The sequence below is a fragment of the Actibacterium naphthalenivorans genome (assembly GCF_014196965.1).
GTDB classification, from domain to species: Bacteria; Pseudomonadota; Alphaproteobacteria; order Rhodobacterales; family Rhodobacteraceae; genus Actibacterium_A; species Actibacterium_A naphthalenivorans.
Genome location: NZ_JACIEQ010000004.1, coordinates 58,102 through 77,521, shown reverse-complemented (window position 1 = coordinate 77,521; position 19,420 = coordinate 58,102). Strand labels below are relative to the sequence as shown.

General features: G+C 67.1%; 19 protein-coding genes and 1 riboswitch. Of the genes, 8 read left to right on the top strand and 11 right to left on the bottom strand.

What is annotated here, in order from left to right:
- Position 1: 1 nt before the first annotated feature.
- Positions 2 to 529, bottom strand: a complete 528-nt coding sequence (locus GGR17_RS14170) for a DUF6446 family protein (protein WP_054539327.1) — start codon at positions 527 to 529, stop codon at positions 2 to 4.
- Complete coding sequence (locus tag GGR17_RS14165; protein ID WP_054539328.1) at positions 526 to 1,464, bottom strand: glycine--tRNA ligase subunit alpha; 939 nt, start codon at positions 1,462 to 1,464, stop codon at positions 526 to 528. Before GGR17_RS14165 ends, GGR17_RS14170 begins: the two co-directional genes overlap by 4 nt.
- A gap of 162 nt (positions 1,465 to 1,626) precedes the next feature.
- On the opposite strand from GGR17_RS14165, the gene GGR17_RS14160 reads away from it, so the two are divergent.
- Positions 1,627 to 3,333: a serine protease gene (locus GGR17_RS14160; protein ID WP_054539329.1), complete on the top strand. Its 1,707-nt coding sequence runs from the start codon at positions 1,627 to 1,629 to the stop codon at positions 3,331 to 3,333.
- Between the two features lie 6 nt (positions 3,334 to 3,339).
- On the opposite strand, the gene GGR17_RS14155 is transcribed toward GGR17_RS14160, so the two are convergent.
- Positions 3,340 to 4,788, bottom strand: a complete 1,449-nt coding sequence (locus GGR17_RS14155) for a TrkH family potassium uptake protein (RefSeq protein ID WP_054539330.1) — start codon at positions 4,786 to 4,788, stop codon at positions 3,340 to 3,342.
- Between the two features lie 32 nt (positions 4,789 to 4,820).
- The gene (locus GGR17_RS14150; RefSeq protein WP_054539331.1) at positions 4,821 to 5,756 is read right to left on the bottom strand and encodes a DMT family transporter; all 936 of its coding nucleotides are present in this window, start codon (positions 5,754 to 5,756) and stop codon (positions 4,821 to 4,823) included.
- Positions 5,757 to 5,831: 75 nt separating this feature from the next.
- Here GGR17_RS14150 and GGR17_RS14145 point away from each other — a divergent pair, with 75 nt between their 5' ends.
- Positions 5,832 to 6,323: a MarR family winged helix-turn-helix transcriptional regulator gene (locus tag GGR17_RS14145; RefSeq protein WP_054539332.1), complete on the top strand. Its 492-nt coding sequence runs from the start codon at positions 5,832 to 5,834 to the stop codon at positions 6,321 to 6,323.
- A gap of 34 nt (positions 6,324 to 6,357) precedes the next feature.
- Here GGR17_RS14145 and metZ read toward each other — a convergent pair whose 3' ends face one another.
- On the bottom strand, positions 6,358 to 7,536 hold the full coding sequence (gene metZ / locus GGR17_RS14140; protein WP_054539333.1) for an O-succinylhomoserine sulfhydrylase: 1,179 nt from the start codon (positions 7,534 to 7,536) through the stop codon (positions 6,358 to 6,360).
- Between the two features lie 49 nt (positions 7,537 to 7,585).
- Positions 7,586 to 7,663: riboswitch (SAM riboswitch) on the bottom strand.
- Positions 7,664 to 7,779: 116 nt separating this feature from the next.
- On the opposite strand from metZ, the gene GGR17_RS14135 reads away from it, so the two are divergent.
- Together GGR17_RS14135 and GGR17_RS14130 are read left to right on the top strand one after the other, a co-directional pair.
- Positions 7,780 to 8,724, top strand: coding sequence for an alpha/beta hydrolase (locus GGR17_RS14135; protein ID WP_054539334.1), 945 nt, complete (start codon positions 7,780 to 7,782; stop codon positions 8,722 to 8,724).
- Positions 8,725 to 8,749: 25 nt separating this feature from the next.
- The gene (locus GGR17_RS14130; RefSeq protein WP_037211248.1) at positions 8,750 to 9,457 is read left to right on the top strand and encodes a glutathione S-transferase N-terminal domain-containing protein; all 708 of its coding nucleotides are present in this window, start codon (positions 8,750 to 8,752) and stop codon (positions 9,455 to 9,457) included.
- A gap of 60 nt (positions 9,458 to 9,517) precedes the next feature.
- Here GGR17_RS14130 and GGR17_RS14125 read toward each other — a convergent pair whose 3' ends face one another.
- Both GGR17_RS14125 and GGR17_RS14120 read right to left on the bottom strand, forming a co-directional pair.
- A complete protein-coding gene (locus tag GGR17_RS14125) occupies positions 9,518 to 10,129 on the bottom strand; it encodes an inner membrane-spanning protein YciB (protein WP_054539335.1) in 612 nt (203 codons plus the stop codon).
- Positions 10,130 to 10,140: 11 nt separating this feature from the next.
- Positions 10,141 to 11,046: a DMT family transporter gene (locus GGR17_RS14120; protein ID WP_054540422.1), complete on the bottom strand. Its 906-nt coding sequence runs from the start codon at positions 11,044 to 11,046 to the stop codon at positions 10,141 to 10,143.
- Between the two features lie 78 nt (positions 11,047 to 11,124).
- On the opposite strand from GGR17_RS14120, the gene GGR17_RS14115 reads away from it, so the two are divergent.
- Entirely contained in the window at positions 11,125 to 11,613 is a 489-nt protein-coding gene (locus tag GGR17_RS14115; protein WP_054539336.1) for an MgtC/SapB family protein, read from the top strand.
- Positions 11,614 to 11,623: 10 nt separating this feature from the next.
- On the opposite strand, the gene GGR17_RS14110 is transcribed toward GGR17_RS14115, so the two are convergent.
- On the bottom strand, positions 11,624 to 12,016 hold the full coding sequence (locus GGR17_RS14110; RefSeq protein WP_054539337.1) for a GNAT family N-acetyltransferase: 393 nt from the start codon (positions 12,014 to 12,016) through the stop codon (positions 11,624 to 11,626).
- Positions 12,009 to 13,364, bottom strand: coding sequence for a signal recognition particle-docking protein FtsY (ftsY, locus tag GGR17_RS14105; protein WP_054539338.1), 1,356 nt, complete (start codon positions 13,362 to 13,364; stop codon positions 12,009 to 12,011). The genes GGR17_RS14110 and ftsY overlap by 8 nt, the downstream gene beginning before the upstream one ends.
- A 148-nt stretch (positions 13,365 to 13,512) precedes the next feature.
- Here ftsY and GGR17_RS14100 point away from each other — a divergent pair, with 148 nt between their 5' ends.
- Positions 13,513 to 14,565, top strand: a complete 1,053-nt coding sequence (locus tag GGR17_RS14100) for an alkane 1-monooxygenase (RefSeq protein ID WP_054539339.1) — start codon at positions 13,513 to 13,515, stop codon at positions 14,563 to 14,565.
- Positions 14,566 to 14,638: 73 nt separating this feature from the next.
- Positions 14,639 to 15,037 carry a hypothetical protein gene (locus GGR17_RS14095; RefSeq protein ID WP_054539340.1) on the top strand — a complete coding sequence of 133 codons (399 nt, stop codon included), beginning with the start codon at positions 14,639 to 14,641 and terminating at the stop codon, positions 15,035 to 15,037.
- A gap of 63 nt (positions 15,038 to 15,100) precedes the next feature.
- On the opposite strand, the gene xseA is transcribed toward GGR17_RS14095, so the two are convergent.
- Positions 15,101 to 16,582, bottom strand: a complete 1,482-nt coding sequence (xseA, locus tag GGR17_RS14090) for an exodeoxyribonuclease VII large subunit (protein WP_054539341.1) — start codon at positions 16,580 to 16,582, stop codon at positions 15,101 to 15,103.
- Positions 16,583 to 16,653: 71 nt separating this feature from the next.
- Between xseA and purD the strand changes: the two genes are divergently transcribed.
- Positions 16,654 to 17,916 (top strand): phosphoribosylamine--glycine ligase, encoded by a 1,263-nt coding sequence (purD, locus tag GGR17_RS14085; protein ID WP_054539342.1) that lies wholly within the window; start codon positions 16,654 to 16,656, stop codon positions 17,914 to 17,916.
- 33 nt (positions 17,917 to 17,949) lie between these two features.
- On the opposite strand, the gene GGR17_RS14080 is transcribed toward purD, so the two are convergent.
- Positions 17,950 to 19,380: an aldehyde dehydrogenase family protein gene (locus GGR17_RS14080; protein WP_054539343.1), complete on the bottom strand. Its 1,431-nt coding sequence runs from the start codon at positions 19,378 to 19,380 to the stop codon at positions 17,950 to 17,952.
- Between the last annotated feature and the right edge of the window lie 40 nt (positions 19,381 to 19,420).

The window sequence follows — 19,420 nt, the reverse complement described above, 5'->3', positions numbered from 1 at the left end:
GTCAGTTTCTTTCCGGTACGGGCGGGCAGCCCTCGGGGGCGGGTTTGCCTTCAAACACAACCTCGCCGCAATGGTTGATCTGGTTCCAGGCAAAACCGCGGCCATCGTCAAGAATGGCGACCACACGGTCGATGCCGTATGTCACGTTCTGCTGGCCCAGAAAGGCGATGGCGCTGCCGTCGGCCAGGGCGGCGTCCACCTCGGCCGCGTCATAGCAGCCGAACCAGCCGGGGCCGGTCAGCGGCACGGGCGCTTCGAAAATCACATAGGTTTCGCTGAGCATCGCCTGGCTGAGCGGCGTGGTGAAGCAGGCGCGATAGCGCACCGGCGAACTGTCGGCGTCGATGGCCTGAAACGCGTCGTACAGGATCGGCTCGGGCGCGCCGGTGGCCAGGGATGTCAGCCGCACATCGCCCTCGCCGGTGGCCGGAACGCGCTCGTAATAGGCATAGACCTGCAGGTAGTACATCGCCGCGCCGGCGATCAGGCCGGCGGCAACGATGGCCCCTGCGACAAGCTTGCCGTTCATTCCACGGGCTCCGCCGGGAGCCACCCCCCGGCTTCGGTCTGCACGAAGGCATCGGCGCAGCGCTTGGCCAGCGCCCGCACCCGCCCGATATAGGCCTGCCGCTCGGTGACGGAGATGACGCCCCGCGCATCCAGCAGGTTGAACAGATGGCTGGCCTTGATGCACTGGTCATAGGCCGGGTGGGCCATCACGATGCGCCTGCCCGTTTTCGGATCCTCGTGCGGATGCGCCAGGATCGCCTCGCATTCGGTCTCGGCGTCCTCGAAATGGCGCAGCAGCATCGCGGTTTCGGCCACGTCGAAATTCCAGCGGCTGTATTCCTGCTCTGTCTGGCGGAACACGTCACCATAGGTCAGGTGAATCGGCGTCTGCGGATCGTTGAAGGGCATGTCCATCACATGGTCGATGCCCAGCACATACATCGCGAGCCGTTCCAGCCCGTAGGTCAGCTCGCCCGAGACCGGCTTGCAGTCATGCCCGCCGACCTGCTGGAAATAGGTGAACTGGCTGACCTCCATCCCGTCGCACCACACCTCCCAACCCAGGCCCCAGGCGCCCAGCGTCGGGCTTTCCCAGTCATCCTCGACAAAGCGGATATCATGCAGCGCCATGTCGATGCCGATCGCCTCGAGCGAGCCGAGATAGAGATCCTGCAGATCCGGCGGGCTGGGTTTGATCAGCACCTGAAACTGATAGTAATGCTGGAGCCGGTTCGGGTTCTCGCCATAGCGCCCGTCGGTGGGCCGGCGCGAGGGCTGCACATAGGCCGCCGCCCAGGGCCGGGTGCCAAGCGCGCGCAGGGTGGTGGCCGGGTGGAACGTGCCGGCGCCGACCTCGATGTCATAGGGTTGCAGCACCGCGCAGCCCTTCGCCGCCCAATAGGTCTGCAGCCTCAGGATGATCTCCTGGAAACTCCGGGGATTGCTGTCGCTCATCGTCTTTGGCCCCGCTGATAGGAAACAGCGTCTCAATATGCAACACGCGCGGCAGGGTCAATTGGCGGTGGCGCGGATTATTGACGTGCAAACCGGCACGGCTTTGGTACGGTCTGTCGCGGATTCGCCGCCCGGCGACAACTTTCAGGGGCAGACAGCGTAATGCGCAAAGCAGTTTCAATCGTATTCCTTATCATCGCCTGGGCCCTGCCCGCCGCCGCACAGAACAGCGTGTGGGTCCAGATCGAGGCGCGCCCCACCCTGCGCGAGGCGCAGGACCGCGCGCGCGCCTATTCCAACGCCTTCACCGACGTGGCAGGGTTTCAGCTCAACACCGGCTGGTACGCCATCGCCCTCGGCCCGTTCACCGGTGACGATGCGCGCGCGCGGCTGCAACAGCTTCGGCGCGACCGTCTGATCCCGGCCGACAGCTATGTCTCCGATGGCGGCGCCTTCCGTCAGCAGTTCTGGCCCATCGGCGCCCCGCCCCGCACCGCGCCGCTGCAGACCGCGATGCCGCTGCAACAACCGGCCGCCCTGCCCGACGAGACCCCGGCCGAGGCGCGCCGCGCCGAACGCGCCCTGACCCCGCAGGAGCGGCAGAAGGTTCAGGAGGCATTGCAATGGGAAGGCCATTACACATCGGCCATCGACGGCGCCTTCGGCCCCGGCACCCGCAACGCCATGGCCAGCTATCAGCTGGCGATGGGCTATGATCCGACCGGCGTGCTGACCAGCCGCCAGCGCGCCGAGCTGCTGACATCCTATGCCGACGCGATCGGCGCCCTGGGGCTGCAACAGGTCGACGAAACCGCCGCCGGCATCCGCATCACCCTGCCCGCCGGAATGGTCGCGTTTCAGGGCTACGAGCCGCCCTTCGTGCATTACGCCGAAACCGGCGGCTCGGGCGTCCGGGCGCTGTTGATCAGCCAGAAGGGCGACCGCAGCACGCTGTTCGGCCTCTATGACGTGATGCAGAGCCTTGAAATCGTGCCCCTGACCGGGCCGCGCGAGCGCACCGGCACATCGTTCGAAATCACCGGAACCGGCCGCGATTTGCATTCCTATACCTATGCCGAACTGAAAAACGGCACCATAAAGGGCTTCACGCTGGCCTGGCGGCCGGAAGATGAAAAACTGCTGCAACGCGCCGCCCAGATCATGCGCGAAAGCTTTGCCCCCTATGGTGACACGGCACTGGACGAAACGCTGGGCACCCCCGACACGGAGCAGAGCGCCGATCTGCTGGCGGGCCTCGAAATCCGCCGCCCGACCCTGTCGCGCACCGGATTTTTCATTGACGGCGCCGGCACCGTGCTGACCACGGCAGAGGGGCTGGCGCAATGCCCGCATATCACGGTCGGCGATGAGTTCGAGGCCGAGCTGGCCGCGCGCGACGAGGCGCTCGACCTTGCCGTGCTGCGCCCGCGCGAGGCCCTGTCGCCCATCGGCCATGCGGCGTTTCAAACCGGGGTGCCGCGCCTGCGCAGCGATGTCGCGGTGGCCGGATTTCCCTATGGCGACGTGCTCGACCTGCCGGTGCTGACCTATGGCACCCTGGCCGATCTGCGCGGCCTGTCGGGCGAAGAAACCGTGAGCCGGCTGTCGCTGGATGCGATGCCGGGCGACATGGGCGGCCCGGTCTTCGACGCCACCGGCGCGGTTCTGGGGATGCTGGTGCCCGTGGCGGGCGGCGCGCGCAGCCTGCCCGGCGATGTCAGCTTTGCCGCGACCGTTCCGGCGATCGCGGAATTCCTGTCGGCCAACGGCCTGCAAATGTCCGCCTCCGACAATACCGGCGCGCTGGATCCGGCTGATCTGGCGGCCCGGGCCGCAGACATGACGGTGCTGGTATCGTGCTGGAACTGAGCGGGCTCAGCTGCGCCAGAAGGTGAGCGAGAGCATGGCATAAACCGCCAGAAGCTCCAGCCGGCCGATCAGCATCGCGGCGGCGATCAGCCATTTGGCGGTGTCGTTCAGGCTCGCGAAATTGCCGGCCGGGCCGATCACATCACCAAGGCCCGGCCCGATATTGGCCAGCGCCGTGGCCGCGCCCGACACCGAGGTGACGAAATCCAGCCCCGTCATCGCCAGCAGAACCGACAACACACCAAGCGACACCACGAACAGCACGAAGAACGCCATCACCGAGGACAGCACATCCTCCGACACCGGCCGCCCCTCGTAGCGCGGGGTGAACACGCCGTGCGGCGCGTGGATCCGGCGGATCTGCGCCCGGATCGAGGCAAACAGTAGCTGGAACCGGAACACCTTTATCGAACAGCAGGTCGATCCCGCGCAGCCGCCCACCAGACCGATGAAAAAGAAGATGACAACCGGGAACGCGCCCCAAAGCTGATAATCGACACTGGCAAAACCGGTGCCTGTCATGATCGAGGTGACGTTGAAAATCGCCTCGCGGAACGCATGCTCCAGATGATCGGCATTGACCACCACCCGGAACACCGTGATCACGCCGACCAGCACCAGCACGACCATCAGAAAGGTCCGCACCTGACTGTCGCGCAGCATCGGCCCGGTATGCCCGCCCATGATCTGCACGTAGCGCACGAACGGCAGGCTGGCGAGCACCATGAACACCGAGGCCACATATTCCGCCGGCCCCTGAAACGTGCCGAACGACGCGTCATAGGTGGAAAACCCGCCGGTGGACATGGTGGTCAACGCGTGGTTCAACGCGTCGAAACTGCTCAGCCCGACCAGCAGATAGGCGATATAGCACAGCACCGTGAAAAACAGATAGACCACCGAGATCCGCGCCGCGATCTGCGCCGCGCGCGGCAGCACCTTGCCGCCGGTGTCGAACGCCTCCGACCGGAAGATCTGCATCCCGCCGACCTTCAGCTCGGGCAGAAACACCATTGCCACCACGATGATGCCGACCCCGCCGAACCACTGCAGCATAGAGCGCCACAGCAACAGCCCCGCGGGCAGATCGTCCAGCCCGGAAAACACGGTCGAGCCGGTCGTCGTCATGCCCGACATCGCCTCGAAGAACGCATCGACCAGCCGCGCGTCTGTCGCGCCGATCAGAAACGGGATCGAGCCGAACACCGGCAGGATCAGCCAGACCCCGGTTGTCAGCATGAAGGTCTGCTGCAGCGTCAGCCCCGCCTGCACCCCGTTGGACGAGGCCAGCGCCAGAACGCCGCCGGTGAGGATGGTCAGGATCGCCGCTTCCAGAAAGACCGACCATTCGCCATTGCCCAGCCACAGATCCACCGCCAGCGGCAACAGCATCGTCCCCCCCAAAACGGACACGAGCAGGCCAATGACATATCCGACGGGGCGCAGGTCGATCATGAGCGCAGGCTTGGCCGTCCGGCGCGGCGCTGTCAAGCATCAGCCGCGCGGTGAAAGAGTACAAGCCCCACACCGAAGAACAGCGCCGACAGCGGCGCCGCCGGGGGCAGCGCCTCGCCCATCGCGGCGGCGATGCCCGCGCCGACCAGCGCCGCGACGCTGCCCAGCTGGCTCAGATAGACCGGCCCCGCGACATGCTGAAGCCGGAAATAGGCGACATACTGGATGCAAAACAGGGCGATGTTGAGCGTCACCAGCAGCCGCAGACCCGGATCGCGCCACAACAGCGCCGCCCCGGCGCCTTCGCGCGCGATCGCCAGCGGCAGCACCAGAACCGCGGCCAGCACCAGCATCAGCCCCGCCAGCAGCACCGGCTGCGCGCCGGCGGGCCAGAACCGGGTGCGATAAAGATTGCCCAGCGCGATGAACAGCGGAACGGCACTGGCCAGCGCGATCCAGCCCGCGCCGGCGGCGGCGGGGCCGTCCTGCCCGAACTTCGACAGCGCCAGCAGAACACCGCCCGCCAAAGCCGCGGCAACCCCCGCCAGCCGGGCGGGGCGGAACCGGTCCATGCCCACCGCCAGTGCCATCAGATAGGTCAGCAACAGCGGAAAGGCGAAGGTCAGCGACAGATAGCCCGCCCCGACATGCGCCACCGCCAGATAACCCATCGCATTGGGCAGCGCCATGAAGGCCCCCGCCCCGGCGCCATAGGCCAGCAGCGGCGGCCAGCGCCCCCGCCCCGGCATCTGGCCCAACGCCCGGGCCAGCATCAGCAGGCACAGCCCCGCGCCGCCCATCACCGCCACCAGAAAGGACAGCATCGGCGCGCCCTGCGCGGCAGCGACGCCCGACAGGATGATACTCAGCGCCAGCAGGCTGCCGGTCAGAACCAGCAGACCAAGGGCGGACACGAAAGAGCGGGCCGCGCCGGCATCTGGCCGCGCGGCAATCCGGGGGGACGCCATTGGAGAGGCTCCTGTGATGTGGTAGGATTTATCTTGGCAAAAAGTATCTTTATGTCAAGACAAATGGAGCGAAGGATGGACCGAGCCTCGCGCGCGGCGACGCAATGGCGGGCGGAATGCCCCGAAATGGACCTGCTGCCGATGGAGTTGCTGGGGCGGCTGGCCGAAACCGCGCTGGTGATCGAGCGTCAGCATCTGGCGCCGGTCTTTGCCCAATTCGGCCTGCAAGGCGGCGAATTCGACGTACTGGCCGCACTGCGCCGGTCGGGCGCGCCCTATGCGCTCAGCCCATCCGCGCTGTTCGACGTCACGATGATGTCCTCGGGGGGCATGACCGCGCGGATCGACCGGCTGGAAAAGGCCGGGCTGGTCGCCCGCCGCCCCAACCCGGCGGACCGGCGCGGCACCCTGGTCGGACTGACCGACGCGGGCCGCACCCTGATCGACCAGGCGATGGCGGCGCATCTGGCCAACGAGGCGCAGATCGTCGGCGCGCTCAGCCGGGCAGAACAGGACACCCTGTCGGCACTGCTGAAAAAGCTTCTGGGCGGGCTACCCGGCACCTGACGCCGCCCCACCCTGGCGCAGATGCCCGCGCGCGTCAGACCGCCGCGAGCGCCCCGGTCACATCGGCCAGAAGATCGGCCGGATCCTCCAGCCCCAGCGACACCCGCACCAGCCCCGGCGAGATGCCCAGTATCACCTTCTGATCCTCCGGCAGGCGTTGATGCGTGGTGGTGGCCGGGTGTGTCACCAGGCTTTTGGCATCACCCAGGTTGTTGGAAATCGTGAACAGTTTCAGCGCATTGAGAAAGCGGAACGCCGCCGGCTGCCCGCCCGCCAGCTCGATCGACAGCATCGTGCCGCCCGACCCCATCTGCGCCATCGCCAGGCCGTGCTGCGGATGCGACGCCAGCCCCGGATAGATCACGCGCGACAGCTTGCCATGGCCTTCCAGCGCGCCAGCCAGCGCCTGCGCGGCCTCGGCCTGCGCCCGCACGCGCAGATCCAGCGTTTCCAGCCCTTTCAGCATCACCCACGCGTTGAACGGGCTGAGCGCGCCGCCGGTGTGCTTCAGATAGGGCTCCAGCGTGCCGCGGATATACTCTGCCGATCCCAGCACGACACCGCCCAGGCAGCGCCCCTGCCCGTCGATGTGCTTGGTCGCCGAATAGACCACCACATCGGCCCCCTGCGCCAGCGCGTCGGAAAACACCGGCGTGGCGAATACGTTGTCCACGATCACCAGCGCCCCCGCCGCATGGGCGATTTCGGCAACGGCGCGAATGTCGATCACTTCCAGCGTCGGGTTGGAAACGGATTCGAAGAACACCGCCTTCGTTCCCGGCGTGACCGCGGCCTTCCACTGATCCAGATCGGTGCCATCCACCAGCGTCAGCGCCACGCCGAACCGGGCCAGAACCTCTTCAAGGATATAGAGGCACGATCCGAACAGCGCCCGCGCCGCCACCACGTGATCACCGGATTTCAACATCGAGGTCAGCGCCGCGTTCACCGCAGCCATGCCGCTGGCGGTGGCAAAGGCATCCTCGGCCCCTTCCAGCGCGGCGATCCGCTCTTCGAACATCCGCACGGTGGGGTTGCCGTAGCGGGCATAGATGAATTCATCCTCGCCCAGCTCGACAAACCGCGCCTCGGCCTGTTCGGCGGTGTCATAGACAAAGCCCTGGGTCAGAAAGATCGCCTCGGCCACCTCGCCATACTGGCTGCGGCGGGTGCCTGCGTGCACCTGTTTGGTCCGTTTGCTCCACGTCGTCATCGGCGCATCCTCCGCGCAAAGAAAAACCCCCGACCGGTAAAGGCGGGGGTGCAATGCATCCCTGACCTCTTTAGCGGAATGTTTAACGTGGCCCGCAATCCGGTAACAAAGCGCCACAAGGGCGAGCCATAGCGCCGCACCCTGTCACCGTCAAGCCACGTCATGCAGATGTAACAGTCGCGTCACGCACCTGTCGTGTGGGCGGAGTAGCTGCTGCACGCAAGATGTTGTGGGAACCGCCATATGCCCATCGTCCAGATCAACGCGTTTTCGGATCGGCCCGCCCCGGCCAAAGGCGGGACGCTGGAGGATCATCTGCGCCAGGCACTGGCCCCGCTGCCGGATCGGGCCCCCATCATCATCCTGATTCACGGCTTCAAGTTCTCGCCCTTCCGGGCCGAGAGGAACCCGCACCGGCATATCCTGTCGCTGTCGCCCGAGATCGGCGACCGCAAGGCGCTGTCCTGGCCGCGGCATCTGGGCTTTGCCGCCGGCCGGCCCGAAGACGGGTTGTGCATCGCCTTCGGATGGGAGGCGACCGGCCATATCTGGCGCGCCTATGACGAGGCACGGCGGGCGGGCCGCGCGCTGGCCCACCTGACCGACGCGCTGACGCGGATACGTCCGGGGGCGAAGATCAACGTGATGGCCCATTCGCTGGGCGCGCGGGTGGTACTGTCGGCGCTGCCCGACATGGCGCCGCGGGCATTGCACCGCGCCGTGCTGATGACCCCGGCCGAACTGACCAGCCGATCGTGCAGCGGGCTGCAATCCCCGGCCGGGCGCGGGGCGGAGTTTCTGAACATCACCAGCCGCGAGAACGATCTGTTCGATTTCCTGTTCGAAGGCCTTCTGGCCCCGCACCGCCCCGGCGAACGCTCGCTCGGCCAGGGCAGCGCCGCTCCGGGCGGCAACTGGCTGGATCTGCAGATCGACCATTCCGAAACCCTGGACGGGCTGCGCAAGCTGGGCCATCGCATCGCCCCCGCCACCCGCCGCGTGTGCCACTGGAGCCCCTATCTGCGCCCCGGAATGTTCGGCCTTTACCGCGCGTTCCTGCGCGACGACCTGCCGCTGGAGGCGCTGCGCAGTTGCCTGCCGGCGGGGCCGAGCCCCCGCTGGTCACGACTTCTTGCGCCGCCGCGCGTCTCACTGCCCTTGCCCTTCGCGGGGAAAACTCCATCCTGATGTGCGCAAACACCGGAGCGCGCACATGACAAACCCCATTGATCTCTACTACTGGCCCACACCCAACGGATGGAAAATCACCATCGCGCTGGAAGAGATGGGCCTGCCCTACAACCTTCACCTCGTGAACATCGGCGCGGGAGAGCAGTTCGAGCCTGACTTCCTGAAGATCGCCCCGAACAACCGCATGCCCGCCATCATCGACCCAGACGGGCCGGACGGTGCGCCGATCTCGATCTTCGAATCCGGCGCTATCCTGCAATATCTCGCCCGCAAGACAGGCATGTTCGGCGGCCCGACAGAGCGGGACAGGATCGCCGTCGATCAGTGGTTGATGTGGCAGATGGGCGGGCTTGGCCCGATGGCCGGACAGGCACATCACTTCCTGAAATACGCCCCCGCGATGGAACCGCCCAACGATCTGCCCTATGCCAAGGACCGCTACAGGGCTGAAACCGGGCGGCTCTACCGGGTGCTCGACACCCAGCTGGCCAAACATGAATTCGTGGCTGGCGATTTCTTTTCCATCGCCGATATGGCGATCTGGCCCTGGGCGACGCTCTGGGAAGGGCAGGAACAGCTGCTGGACGACAAACCGCACATGGCCCGCTGGCTGGAGACCGTGGGCAGCCGTCCCGCCGTGCAAAAAGGCCGCGCCGTGGCCGCCGACAGCCGTGCCGATCTTCAGGCCGACAAAAAGGCGCAGGAGGTGCTTTTCAAGCGCCAGGCCTGACGGTCCTTGTCGCTGCCGCAGCGAGAAAGCCCGTAAGGGCCGAGGAGCGGCCCGGCGCCGCTACGCGCCGTCTTCGGGCTGCTCCTCGACCGCGTATTTCTGCAACACGCCGCCCTGCGTCATGAAAAACGCGAACACGGCGATGGTCAGGCCGAAGGTCTTGAAATTGACCCAGGCATCGGTGGACATGGTGCGCCAGATCACCTCGTTCAGCACCGCCAGGCCGGCAAAGAACAGCGCCAGCCGCCGGGTCAGGATCATCCAGCCCTCGCGTTTCAGCGGCATCATCTCTTCCATCACGAACTGCAGATACGACTGGCCGCGCAGCAGGCCAAAGCCCAGCACCCCGGCGAACAGCGTATAGATCATCGTCGGCTTCATCTTGAAGAACCGGTCGTCGTTCAGCCACACGGTCAGCCCGCCGAACACCACCACCAGAACCGCCGTGGCGATCTGCATCTTCGACACATGGCCAGACAGTTTCCACAACAGCCCCGTGGTGATCAGGATCAGCGGAATGAACCCGGCGGTGACAAGGATGAACCCGTCATACTCTGTCCCGCCGAAGCTGAACGCCTTGTCGCGCAGCATCACATAAGCCGCGAAAAACACGACGATGGGGCCAAGCTCCAGCCCCAGTTTCACGATCGGGTTGATCTTCTTTCCGGCCATGTCTTCCGCTCCTATGCGCCCAGTTCAACGATCACGGCGCCGAGGGCAATCAACGCCATCAGCGCCAAACGGCGCGGTCCCACCGCCTCTTTCAACACCACCCAGCCGATCACCGCCGCAAAAACCGTAGAGGTTTCGCGCAGCACCGCGGCCTCGCCCACCTTGTCCAGCCGCGTGGCCAGCATCACCGAGCCGAAGCTGCCATAGGCCACCAGCGCGCCGATCAACCCCCGGCCCGACAGCCCGCCAAGGGCCGGCGGGTTCGACATAGACCTGTAGCGCAGGAATGCAATGGCCGGGAAATCCACCGCCGTGACCAGAAAGAACCAGGCCAGAAAGGTGAAGGGGTTCGGCGTGGCGCGAATGCCGAACGCGTCGTAGGTGGTGTAAAGCGCCACCAGCGCCCCGGTTCCCACCGCCAGCCACAGCGCCGGCACCAGCGTGGCGCGCCCGACGCCGCGCACATGGATCAGGTTGTAGGCCGCCAGCCCGAAGATGCCGGCCAGCAAAACCGCCATGCCCAGCCATTGCATGCCCGTGAACGTCTCTCCGAAGATCGCATAGGCCCCGAGGACCGCGAACAGCGGCCCGGTGCCGCGCACCACCGGATAGACAACTGTATACGCCCCCCGGCTGTAGGAAAGCGCGACCCCCATCTTGTAGGCGAAATGGATCGGCAGCGTGCCGAGGATCAAAAGCCACTCATGCCCCTGCGGCCAGGGCACCAGAAACAGCGCGATCGGCAGCGACAGCACGAACAGCCACCCGTCGATCGCGCCGCGCGAAAGCCACGGATCGAACCGCCCCTTCTGCAGCGCTCCGAACACCGCGTGCAGCAAGGCCGCCAGCAGCGCCAGCGACAGCGCCAGCGTCTTGCCCGCCTCGGTGCCTTCCAGCGAAATCAGCCAGTCACTCATGAAAATGCGCCCGGCACCGGAACAGGCCGCCATCCGCCGGCGTTGGCTTTTTCCAAGTGAGAACTTTCCGAGGTTTGCATGGCTGACATGTCCCTGATGTCTGATTTTTCCCGGCCCTTCGCCGTGGTGGCCTGGGATATTTCCCTTGTACGGCTGTGTTTCGCCCTTGTTCTGGGCGGCGCCATCGGCTGGGAGCGCGAGGTGCACAACCGCAATGCCGGGCTGCGCACCCATATGATGATTTCGCTCGCCGCCTGCCTGTTCACGCTGATCGCCTTCGATCTGACCGCCTTTCCGGGCGGGGACGAGGGATTCAAGCGCGTCGATCCCCTGCGCCTGATCGAGGCGGTGACCTCGGGCGTGGCCTTTCTGGCCGCCGGGTCGATCATCACTTCGGGCGCCCGGGTACGCGGGCTGACCACCGGGGCGGGCATGTGGATGGCCGGCGCCATCGGGCTGACCTGCGGCGTGGGCAACCTGCCGCTGGCACTGATGGCCACGGCGCTGGCGCTCGTGGTGATGTGGCTGCTGCGCCGCGTGGTGGATGCGGCCCGGGACGAGGAATAATGCCCAGGGCTCATGGCACCCGCCGCGCCATGCCGGTGCGATGTTCGAACCCGGCCTTTTCATACAGGCGTTCGGCGCCCGCGTCCGCGATCAGGCTGACGTAACATCCGCGCGGCAGGCTGGCATCGCACCAGCGCAACAGGCGGGCGACGATCGCTGTGCCATAACCGCGGCCCTGACGAGCGGGATGCACCGCCACATCATTGAGTTGCACGAAACAGGCGCCATCCCCGGTGACCCGCCCCATGCCGATGAGTTCCCCATCCGCCCACAGCCAGACACCGTGCAGCGTGCGTTCGAGGCTGGGCCCCGCGGCGTCATCGGGAAAGACGCTCATGCCCGCCGCGCGGCGCAGCGCCTGAAACGCGGCCAGATCGGGCGCCCGTTCGGTAAATTCAGGCATCGACCCCCGCCAGAGCGTTGGCGAATTCCTCGGGATCGAAGGGGGCCAGATCGTCGATCTGCTCGCCCACACCGATGGCATGGATCGGCAGGCCGAACCTGTCGGCCAGCGCCACCAGAACGCCGCCCTTGGCGGTACCGTCGAGCTTGGTCATCACAAGGCCGGTGACATCGGCCAGCTTCTGGAACGTCTCGACCTGGCGCAGCGCGTTCTGGCCCGTCGTCGCATCCAGCACCAGCAGGGTGTTATGCGGCGCGTCGGGGTCTTTCTTGCGGATCACGCGCACGATCTTGGACAGCTCTTCCATCAGATCCTGGCGGTTCTGCAACCGCCCGGCCGTATCGATCAGCAGCAGATCGGCGCCCTCTTCCTGGGCCTTCGTCATCGCGTCAAACGCCAGCGATGCCGGGTCGGAACCTTCGGGCGCGGTCAGCACCGGCACCCCGGCGCGATCGCCCCAGACCTGCAGTTGCTCGACAGCCGCCGCCCGGAACGTATCGCCCGCCGCGATCACCACCTTCTTGCCGGCGGCCTTGAACTGGCTGGCAAGCTTGCCGATGGTCGTGGTCTTGCCCGAGCCGTTGACGCCGACCACCAGCACCACCTGCGGCTTGGTCGGATAAAGCGGCAGCGGCCGCGCCACCGGATCCATGATCCGGGCGATCTCCGTGGCCAGCAGACCCTTGATCTCATCGACCGAAAGCTTCCGGCCGAACCGGCCCTCGGCCATGTTCGCCGTGACCCGAAGCGCGGTATCCACACCCATATCGGCGGTGATCAGCAGTTCTTCGAGGCTTTCGAGCATGTCATCGTCGAGCACCCGGCGCTTGACCACCACGGGCTCCGCCCCGCGCCCAAGAAGGCGGCCCAGAAACCCCGGCGTGCGCGCCTCGGCGCTGATCTCGACCCCGCCGGGCGTGTAGGTCGGAATTTCCTGCGGCGTCTCGTCAGGATAGAGATCGGGCTCCACCGGCGCTTCGAGCGGCACCTCGGTTTCCACCTGATCATCGCCCGGCACCGGCACGTTCAGCGGCTCGGGCTCGGGTTCGGGTTCCGTCAGCGGGCGGGGCGGCTCGGGCATCGGCAGCGGAACGGGTTCCGGTTCGGGCTGCGGCTCGGGTTCGGGGGCGGGCTCGGGTTCTGGCTCCGGCACCGGGGCGGGCTCGGGCGCCGGTTCGGGCTCGGGTTCAGGCTGCGGGATCGGCAGCGGTTCGGGCGCCGGCTCCTGCTGGCCGGAGGCCGCGCGCACCTCTTCCTCGCCGCCGGCATCGACGATCGCCTCCAGCCCCTCTTCGATCTTCGAAGAGGATTTGAACATCCGGTCCTTGAGCTTTTTAAAGAACGCCATGACTGCCTCCACCTGCCCTTCGTCACTTAATCCCTATTCCGCGCCTAGGGAAGGGAAAGCCGCCAGATAAACCGACCGGCGCACTGGCACCCGGCCCGGCTTTGACGCATCATATCGCGGATATCACCAAAGAGGCCCGCCCGCCCGTATGAACCAGACCCGCCCCGTTACCCCGTTCGCGCTGGCCACGCTGGCGCCCTTGCCGCTTCTGGCGATGGGGGGCACGGCGGGCGGCGTGTGGATCTGGGCCGCGCTTGCCTATCTTACCGCCTTCACCTTCGCGCTGGATCAGCTGGTGGCGGTCACCGCCCCCGACGCACCCGAAGACTGCGCCTTTCCGGGCGCCGACAGCCTTCTGACCGTGCTGGCCATTGCCCATTTCGCGCTGCTGGCGCTGGCGGTGCGGGCGGTTTCGGGCGCGGCCGGGCTGGCGCCGGCCGAACGCGTCGCCGCCTTCCTCGCCTTTGGCCTGTTCTTCGGGCAGATCAGCAATTCCAACGCGCATGAACTGATCCACCGGGCGCGGCGCCCGCTGCATGCGCTTGGCCAGTGGATCTATATCTCGCTGCTGTTCGGCCATCACAGCTCGGCCCATCCGCGTGTGCACCACCGGTTCGTCGCCACGCCGCTGGATCCGAACTCGGCCCGGCTGGGCGAGAGCTTCTACCATTTCGCGCCGCGCGCCTGGACCGGATCTTTCCGCGAAGGGCTGCGCGCCGAGAACCGGCTGGGCGCGGCCCGTACCCCGCCCCGCCCCGCATGGCGGCATCCCTATGTCGCCTATGTCGCGGGCGGGCTGGCCGGGCTGGGCCTGAGCGCGCTGGCCTTCGGCCTGCCCGGCCTGCTGGCCCATCTGGGGCTGGCCGGCCATGCCACCGCACAGCTATTGCTGTCGGATTACGTTCAGCACTATGGCCTGAGCCGCGCGCGCCAGCCCGACGGGCGGTTCGAACCGGTTGCCCCGCGCCATTCATGGAACGCGCCGCACTGGTTCTCGGGCCATCTGATGCTCAACGCGCCGCGCCATTCCGACCATCACGCCCATCCCGCCCGGCCCTATCCCGCGCTGCGGCTGCCGCCCGCGCCCGAGGCGCCGACCCTGCCGCGCGGCCTGCCGGCGATGGCCACGCTGGCGCTGTTCCCGACCGCATGGCGCCGGGTCATGGACCGGCGCGTGACACGCTGGCGCGCCGCGCGGTAACGCGGGCGTGGCTGGTCCCCGGCCCGCAGCTCTGGCACAATGGCGTGATCCATGCGCCGGAAAGGACCCCGAGATGCGCCGCACCCTTTTGCTTGCCGCCCTGCTTGCCGCCGCCCCCGCCCTGGCCGATCCGCCCATGAGCGCCGAGGCGTTCGAGCGCTATGCCATGGGCAAGACCCTGTTTTTCGGCAAGGCGGGCATCGCCTACGGGGCCGAGCAATATCTGCCCGGTCGCCGGGTAATCTGGACCTTTCTGGACGGCGACTGCCAGCACGGCGAATGGTACGAGGCCGGAGGGCAGATCTGTTTTGTCTATGAGGCGCGGCCCGATACACCGCAATGCTGGAGCTTCTTCGACGGCCCCGGCGGGCTGACCGCGCGGTTCGAGAACGACCCCGAGGCGACCCAGCTTGTCGAGGTCGAGCAAAGCCCCGAGCCGCTGCTGTGCCCCGGACCGGAGGTCGGCGTCTGACGACCGGGCGGCGCGCCCGGATTTTCTTGCCTCCGGCGGGGATATTTTCAGAAAGATGAAGGGTTAGAGCAACGAGCCCTGTTCGGGCGGGGCGGGCTTTTTGCGGGCCGGCTTGGCGCGGGCGCCGCCCAGCGCGAAGCGGCCGTCCTGAAACTGGATTTCGAGCGCGGTGGCGGTTTCCGCCTCGGCGCGGGTGGTGATCACCTTGTCACCCGAGCGGACCACCGCATAGCCGCGTTTCAGCGTTTCCTCGTAGCCCAGACCCAGCCGCAGCCGTTCCAGCGCGTCCAGCCGGGTGCGCCAGCCGGTGATCCGGGCATCGGCGGCGCGGGCGAAACGGCCGGTGAGTTTTGCCAGATCGCCTTTCTTGCGGTCGATGTCGCGGGTCAGGAGCGTGGGCGTCAGCCGGGCGGCGCGGTCTTGCAGGCGCCGGTCGGCCTCTGCGGTCAGGCGGCGCAGGGTGGCGGGGCGCAGGCTGCCGCTGACCTCTGACAGGTGCACACGCTTTTTCTGGGCGGCGGCCCGCAGCGAGGGGCCGAGCCTGTCGCCGGCATAGTCGAGCCTCTGGCGCGCGGCCTCGACCAGCTGGGCCGGTTTGGGCAGGGCGCGGGCAAGATCGCGCAGGCGCTGGCCGCGCAGCCCGACGCCCTGGGTGACGCCGCGGGTCAGGCGGGCCGATTGCCCGTCGAGCCAGGCCAGCAGTTCCATCCGCACCGGCACCGCCAGTTCGGCGGCCGCGGTCGGCGTGGGTGCGCGGCGGTCGGAGGCATAGTCGATCAGCGTGGTGTCGGTTTCGTGTCCGACCGCGGAGATCAGCGGAATGTCGGAGGCCGCCGCCGCGCGCACCACGATTTCCTCGTTGAACCCCCACAGATCCTCGACCGAACCGCCGCCGCGCGCCACGATCAGCAGATCGGGCCGGGGCAGCGCCCCGCCGGGGGTGAGGCGGTTGAACCCTTCGATGGCCCGCGCGACCTCTGCCGCGCAGCTCTGGCCCTGCACGGCCACCGGCCAGATCAGCACCTTGCGCGGGAAACGGTCGCGCAGCCGGTGCAGGATATCGCGGATCACCGCACCCGAGGGTGAGGTGACGACGCCGATCACCTCGGGCAGGTAGGGCAGCGGCTTTTTTCGGCCCGGCGCGAACAGCCCCTCGGCCTCCAGCGCCTTCTTGCGCTTTTCCTGCATCGCCATCAGCGCGCCCATGCCCGCCGGCGCGATATCCTCGATCACGATCTGATATTTGGACTGGCCGGGGAAGGTGGTCAGGCGGCCGGTGGCCACCACCTCGAGCCCCTCTTCGGGCTGGGTGGCCAGGCGGGCGGCGACGCCTTTCCAGATCACGCCGGAGATCACCGCGCGGTCATCCTTGAGATCCAGATAGATATGGCCCGACCGGGGGCGCGACACGCGCCCGATCTCTCCGCGCACGCGGACATGGGCGAATTCGCCCTCGATCACCCGTTTCACCGCGCCCGACAGTTCGGTGACGGTGAATTCCGGTGCGTTCATACCGGGCGCGGGATCGTCGATCAGATCAGACATGGGCACTCGCTTGTCTTGGGCTTTGGTGCAGCTTAGAACGCGCCGGAACGAAGGCCAAGCGGGGGCGGCAGATGAATATCCTCATTCTGGGTGGTGGCGGGCGCGAACATGCGCTGGCATGGGCGATCCAGCAGAATCCGAAATGCGACCGTTTGATCGTGGCGCCGGGCAACGCGGGCATCGCGCAGATGGCCGAATGCGCCGCGCTCAACATCGAGGATGGCGGCGCGGTGGCGACCTTCGCCGAGGAAAACGCCATCAGCTTTGTCGTGATCGGGCCCGAGGCGCCGCTGGCCGCCGGTGTGGCGGACCGGCTGGAGGCGGCGGGCATTCCGTGTTTCGGGCCGTCACAGGCGGCGGCGGCGCTGGAAGCATCGAAAAGCTTTACCAAGGAAGTCTGCGATGCCTGCGGCGCCCCCACCGCCGCCTGGGCCAGGTTCACCGAAGCCGGCCCGGCGAAGGAGTATATCCGGGCGCGGGGCGCGCCCATCGTCGTCAAGGCCGACGGGCTGGCCGCCGGCAAGGGCGTGATCGTGGCGATGGACGAGACCACGGCGCTGGCCGCCATCGACGACATGTTCGGCGGCGAATTCGGCGCGGCGGGCGCCGAGGTGGTGATCGAGGAATTCATGGAGGGCGAAGAGGCCTCGTTCTTCGTGCTGTGCGACGGCGAGAATGTGCTGCCCGTCGGCACCGCGCAGGATCACAAGCGGGTCGGCGAAGGTGACACCGGCCCCAACACCGGCGGCATGGGGGCCTATTCTCCCGCCCCGGTGCTGACCGACGCGATCGCCGAAAAGGCGATGGCCGAGATCATCCGCCCCACTGTGGCCGAAATGGCCCGGCGCGGCACCCCCTACAAGGGCGTTCTCTATGCCGGGTTCATGATCAAGGACGGCCAGCCCCGGCTGGTGGAATACAACGTGCGCTTCGGCGACCCGGAATGTCAGGTTCTGATGATGCGGCTGGGCGCGCAGGTGCTGGACCTGCTGCTGGCCTGCGCCGAGGGGCGGCTGGACAGCGCACAGGTGAACTGGGCCGATGATCACGCGATCACGGTGGTGATGGCGGCAAAGGGCTATCCCGGCAGCTATGAAAAGGGATCGGTCATCGGCGGGCTGGGGGACGTGCCGGAAAACAGCATGAGCATGGTGTTCCACGCCGGCACCAAAGAGGTGGACGGCAAGATCACCGCCAATGGCGGCCGGGTGCTGAACGTCACCGCGCGGGGCGCCACGCTGCGGGAAGCGCGGGATCGGGCCTATGCGATGGTGGAGCGGATCGACTGGCCCGGCGGGTTTTACCGCCGCGATATCGGCTGGCGCGCGCTGTAGAAAGCGCCTATTCCATCACATTAAAAACGGAAATCAAGGCTTTGAAATTGCCTTGATTTCCAGAAAATCCTCGATGCCGAAACGTCCGCCCTCGCGGCCGTTTCCGGACAGCTTGTAGCCGCCGAACGGGCTGCCCCAGCCGATGTCGGTTGCGTTGACATGCACCATCCCGGCACGCAGCTGCGCCGCCACGCGGTCGGCCCGCGCGTCGTCGCCTGTCTGGATGTAGGCGGCAAGGCCGTAGGGCGTGTCATTGGCGATGCGGATCGCCTCCTGCTCATCCTCGAAGGGGATCATCGCCAGCACCGGGCCGAACACCTCTTCCTGCGCGATGCGCATGTCGTTTGTGACATCGGCAAAGATCGTCGGGCGGGCGTAATAGCCGATGTTGAACCCGGTGGGCTTGCCCAGACCGCCGACCAGCAGGGTCGCGCCCTCTTCGATCCCGGCGGCGATCAATTCCTGCACGCGGTCGAACTGAAGCTGGCTGACCAGCGGCCCGATATGATCGCCCGGCAGCGCGGGATCGCCCACCGCCTGTGCCGCGCCGGCGGCCTTTGCCACCTCGAGCGCGGCGTCATAGACCGCGCGCTCCACCAGCATCCGCGTCGGGGCATTGCAGGACTGGCCCGTGTTCTGAAAGCAATGGCGCACACCGCGCGCCACGGCCTCTTCGACATCGGTATCGGCAAAGATCAGGTTGGGGGATTTGCCGCCCAGCTCCAGCGCCACGCGCTTGACCGTGCCGGCCGCATCGCGGGCCACGGCCGTGCCGCCCCGGGTGGACCCGGTGAAAGACATCATCGCCACATCCGGATGGCATGACAGCGCCGCGCCCACCACCGGCCCCTCGCCATTGACCAGGTTGAACACGCCCGCGGGCACGCCCGCCTCGTGCAGCACCTCGGCATAGAGCATCGCGTCCAGCGGCGTCAGCTCCGACGGTTTCAGCACCATCGTGCAGCCCGCCGCCAGCGCCGGCAGAACCTTCAGCACAATCTGGTTGATCGGCCAGTTCCACGGCGTGATCAGCCCGCACACCCCGATCGGTTCGCGCAGGATCGTATCGCCGTTGTCGAGCACCTCGCGGAACGGCATCTGCTTCAGCGCCTCGAGGAACCCGTCCAGATGGCCGATGCCCACGGCGGCCTGAGAGTTGCGCGACAGGGTGGCCGGCGCGCCCATCTCCTCGGTCATTATGCTGGCGAATTCGTCGATCCGCCGGGCATAGACGGCGCGGATGCTTTCCAGCAGCTCGATCCGCTCTTGCCGCGTTGTGCGGGCATAGCCGGGAAAAGCCGCCTTCGCCGCAGCGACGGCCCTGTCCACATCCGCAGGCGATCCCATCGAGATCACGGCGATCGGCTCTTCCGTCGCCGGATTGAGTACCGAAAGGTCCTGCGGCTGCGCGGGGTCCACCCACGCGCCACCTATGAAGAACTGACGTTTACCCGGAACGCTCATCGGTTTCCCTCCGTTGCGGCCATGCCCGGCCGGGGTCTGC

What these genes read in the sequence shown, in the direction of transcription:
- GGR17_RS14170 (WP_054539327.1), bottom strand. Translation starts at nt 529, where the DNA reads ATGAACGGCAAGCTTGTCGCAGGGGCCATCGTTGCCGCCGGCCTGATC.
- GGR17_RS14165 (WP_054539328.1), bottom strand. Translation starts at nt 1,464, where the DNA reads ATGAGCGACAGCAATCCCCGGAGTTTCCAGGAGATCATCCTGAGGCTG.
- GGR17_RS14160 (WP_054539329.1), top strand. Translation starts at nt 1,627, where the DNA reads ATGCGCAAAGCAGTTTCAATCGTATTCCTTATCATCGCCTGGGCCCTG.
- GGR17_RS14155 (WP_054539330.1), bottom strand. Translation starts at nt 4,788, where the DNA reads ATGATCGACCTGCGCCCCGTCGGATATGTCATTGGCCTGCTCGTGTCC.
- GGR17_RS14150 (WP_054539331.1), bottom strand. Translation starts at nt 5,756, where the DNA reads ATGGCGTCCCCCCGGATTGCCGCGCGGCCAGATGCCGGCGCGGCCCGC.
- GGR17_RS14145 (WP_054539332.1), top strand. Translation starts at nt 5,832, where the DNA reads ATGGACCGAGCCTCGCGCGCGGCGACGCAATGGCGGGCGGAATGCCCC.
- metZ (WP_054539333.1), bottom strand. Translation starts at nt 7,536, where the DNA reads ATGACGACGTGGAGCAAACGGACCAAACAGGTGCACGCAGGCACCCGC.
- GGR17_RS14135 (WP_054539334.1), top strand. Translation starts at nt 7,780, where the DNA reads ATGCCCATCGTCCAGATCAACGCGTTTTCGGATCGGCCCGCCCCGGCC.
- GGR17_RS14130 (WP_037211248.1), top strand. Translation starts at nt 8,750, where the DNA reads ATGACAAACCCCATTGATCTCTACTACTGGCCCACACCCAACGGATGG.
- GGR17_RS14125 (WP_054539335.1), bottom strand. Translation starts at nt 10,129, where the DNA reads ATGGCCGGAAAGAAGATCAACCCGATCGTGAAACTGGGGCTGGAGCTT.
- GGR17_RS14120 (WP_054540422.1), bottom strand. Translation starts at nt 11,046, where the DNA reads ATGAGTGACTGGCTGATTTCGCTGGAAGGCACCGAGGCGGGCAAGACG.
- GGR17_RS14115 (WP_054539336.1), top strand. Translation starts at nt 11,125, where the DNA reads ATGGCTGACATGTCCCTGATGTCTGATTTTTCCCGGCCCTTCGCCGTG.
- GGR17_RS14110 (WP_054539337.1), bottom strand. Translation starts at nt 12,016, where the DNA reads ATGCCTGAATTTACCGAACGGGCGCCCGATCTGGCCGCGTTTCAGGCG.
- ftsY (WP_054539338.1), bottom strand. Translation starts at nt 13,364, where the DNA reads ATGGCGTTCTTTAAAAAGCTCAAGGACCGGATGTTCAAATCCTCTTCG.
- GGR17_RS14100 (WP_054539339.1), top strand. Translation starts at nt 13,513, where the DNA reads ATGAACCAGACCCGCCCCGTTACCCCGTTCGCGCTGGCCACGCTGGCG.
- GGR17_RS14095 (WP_054539340.1), top strand. Translation starts at nt 14,639, where the DNA reads ATGCGCCGCACCCTTTTGCTTGCCGCCCTGCTTGCCGCCGCCCCCGCC.
- xseA (WP_054539341.1), bottom strand. Translation starts at nt 16,582, where the DNA reads ATGTCTGATCTGATCGACGATCCCGCGCCCGGTATGAACGCACCGGAA.
- purD (WP_054539342.1), top strand. Translation starts at nt 16,654, where the DNA reads ATGAATATCCTCATTCTGGGTGGTGGCGGGCGCGAACATGCGCTGGCA.
- GGR17_RS14080 (WP_054539343.1), bottom strand. Translation starts at nt 19,380, where the DNA reads ATGAGCGTTCCGGGTAAACGTCAGTTCTTCATAGGTGGCGCGTGGGTG.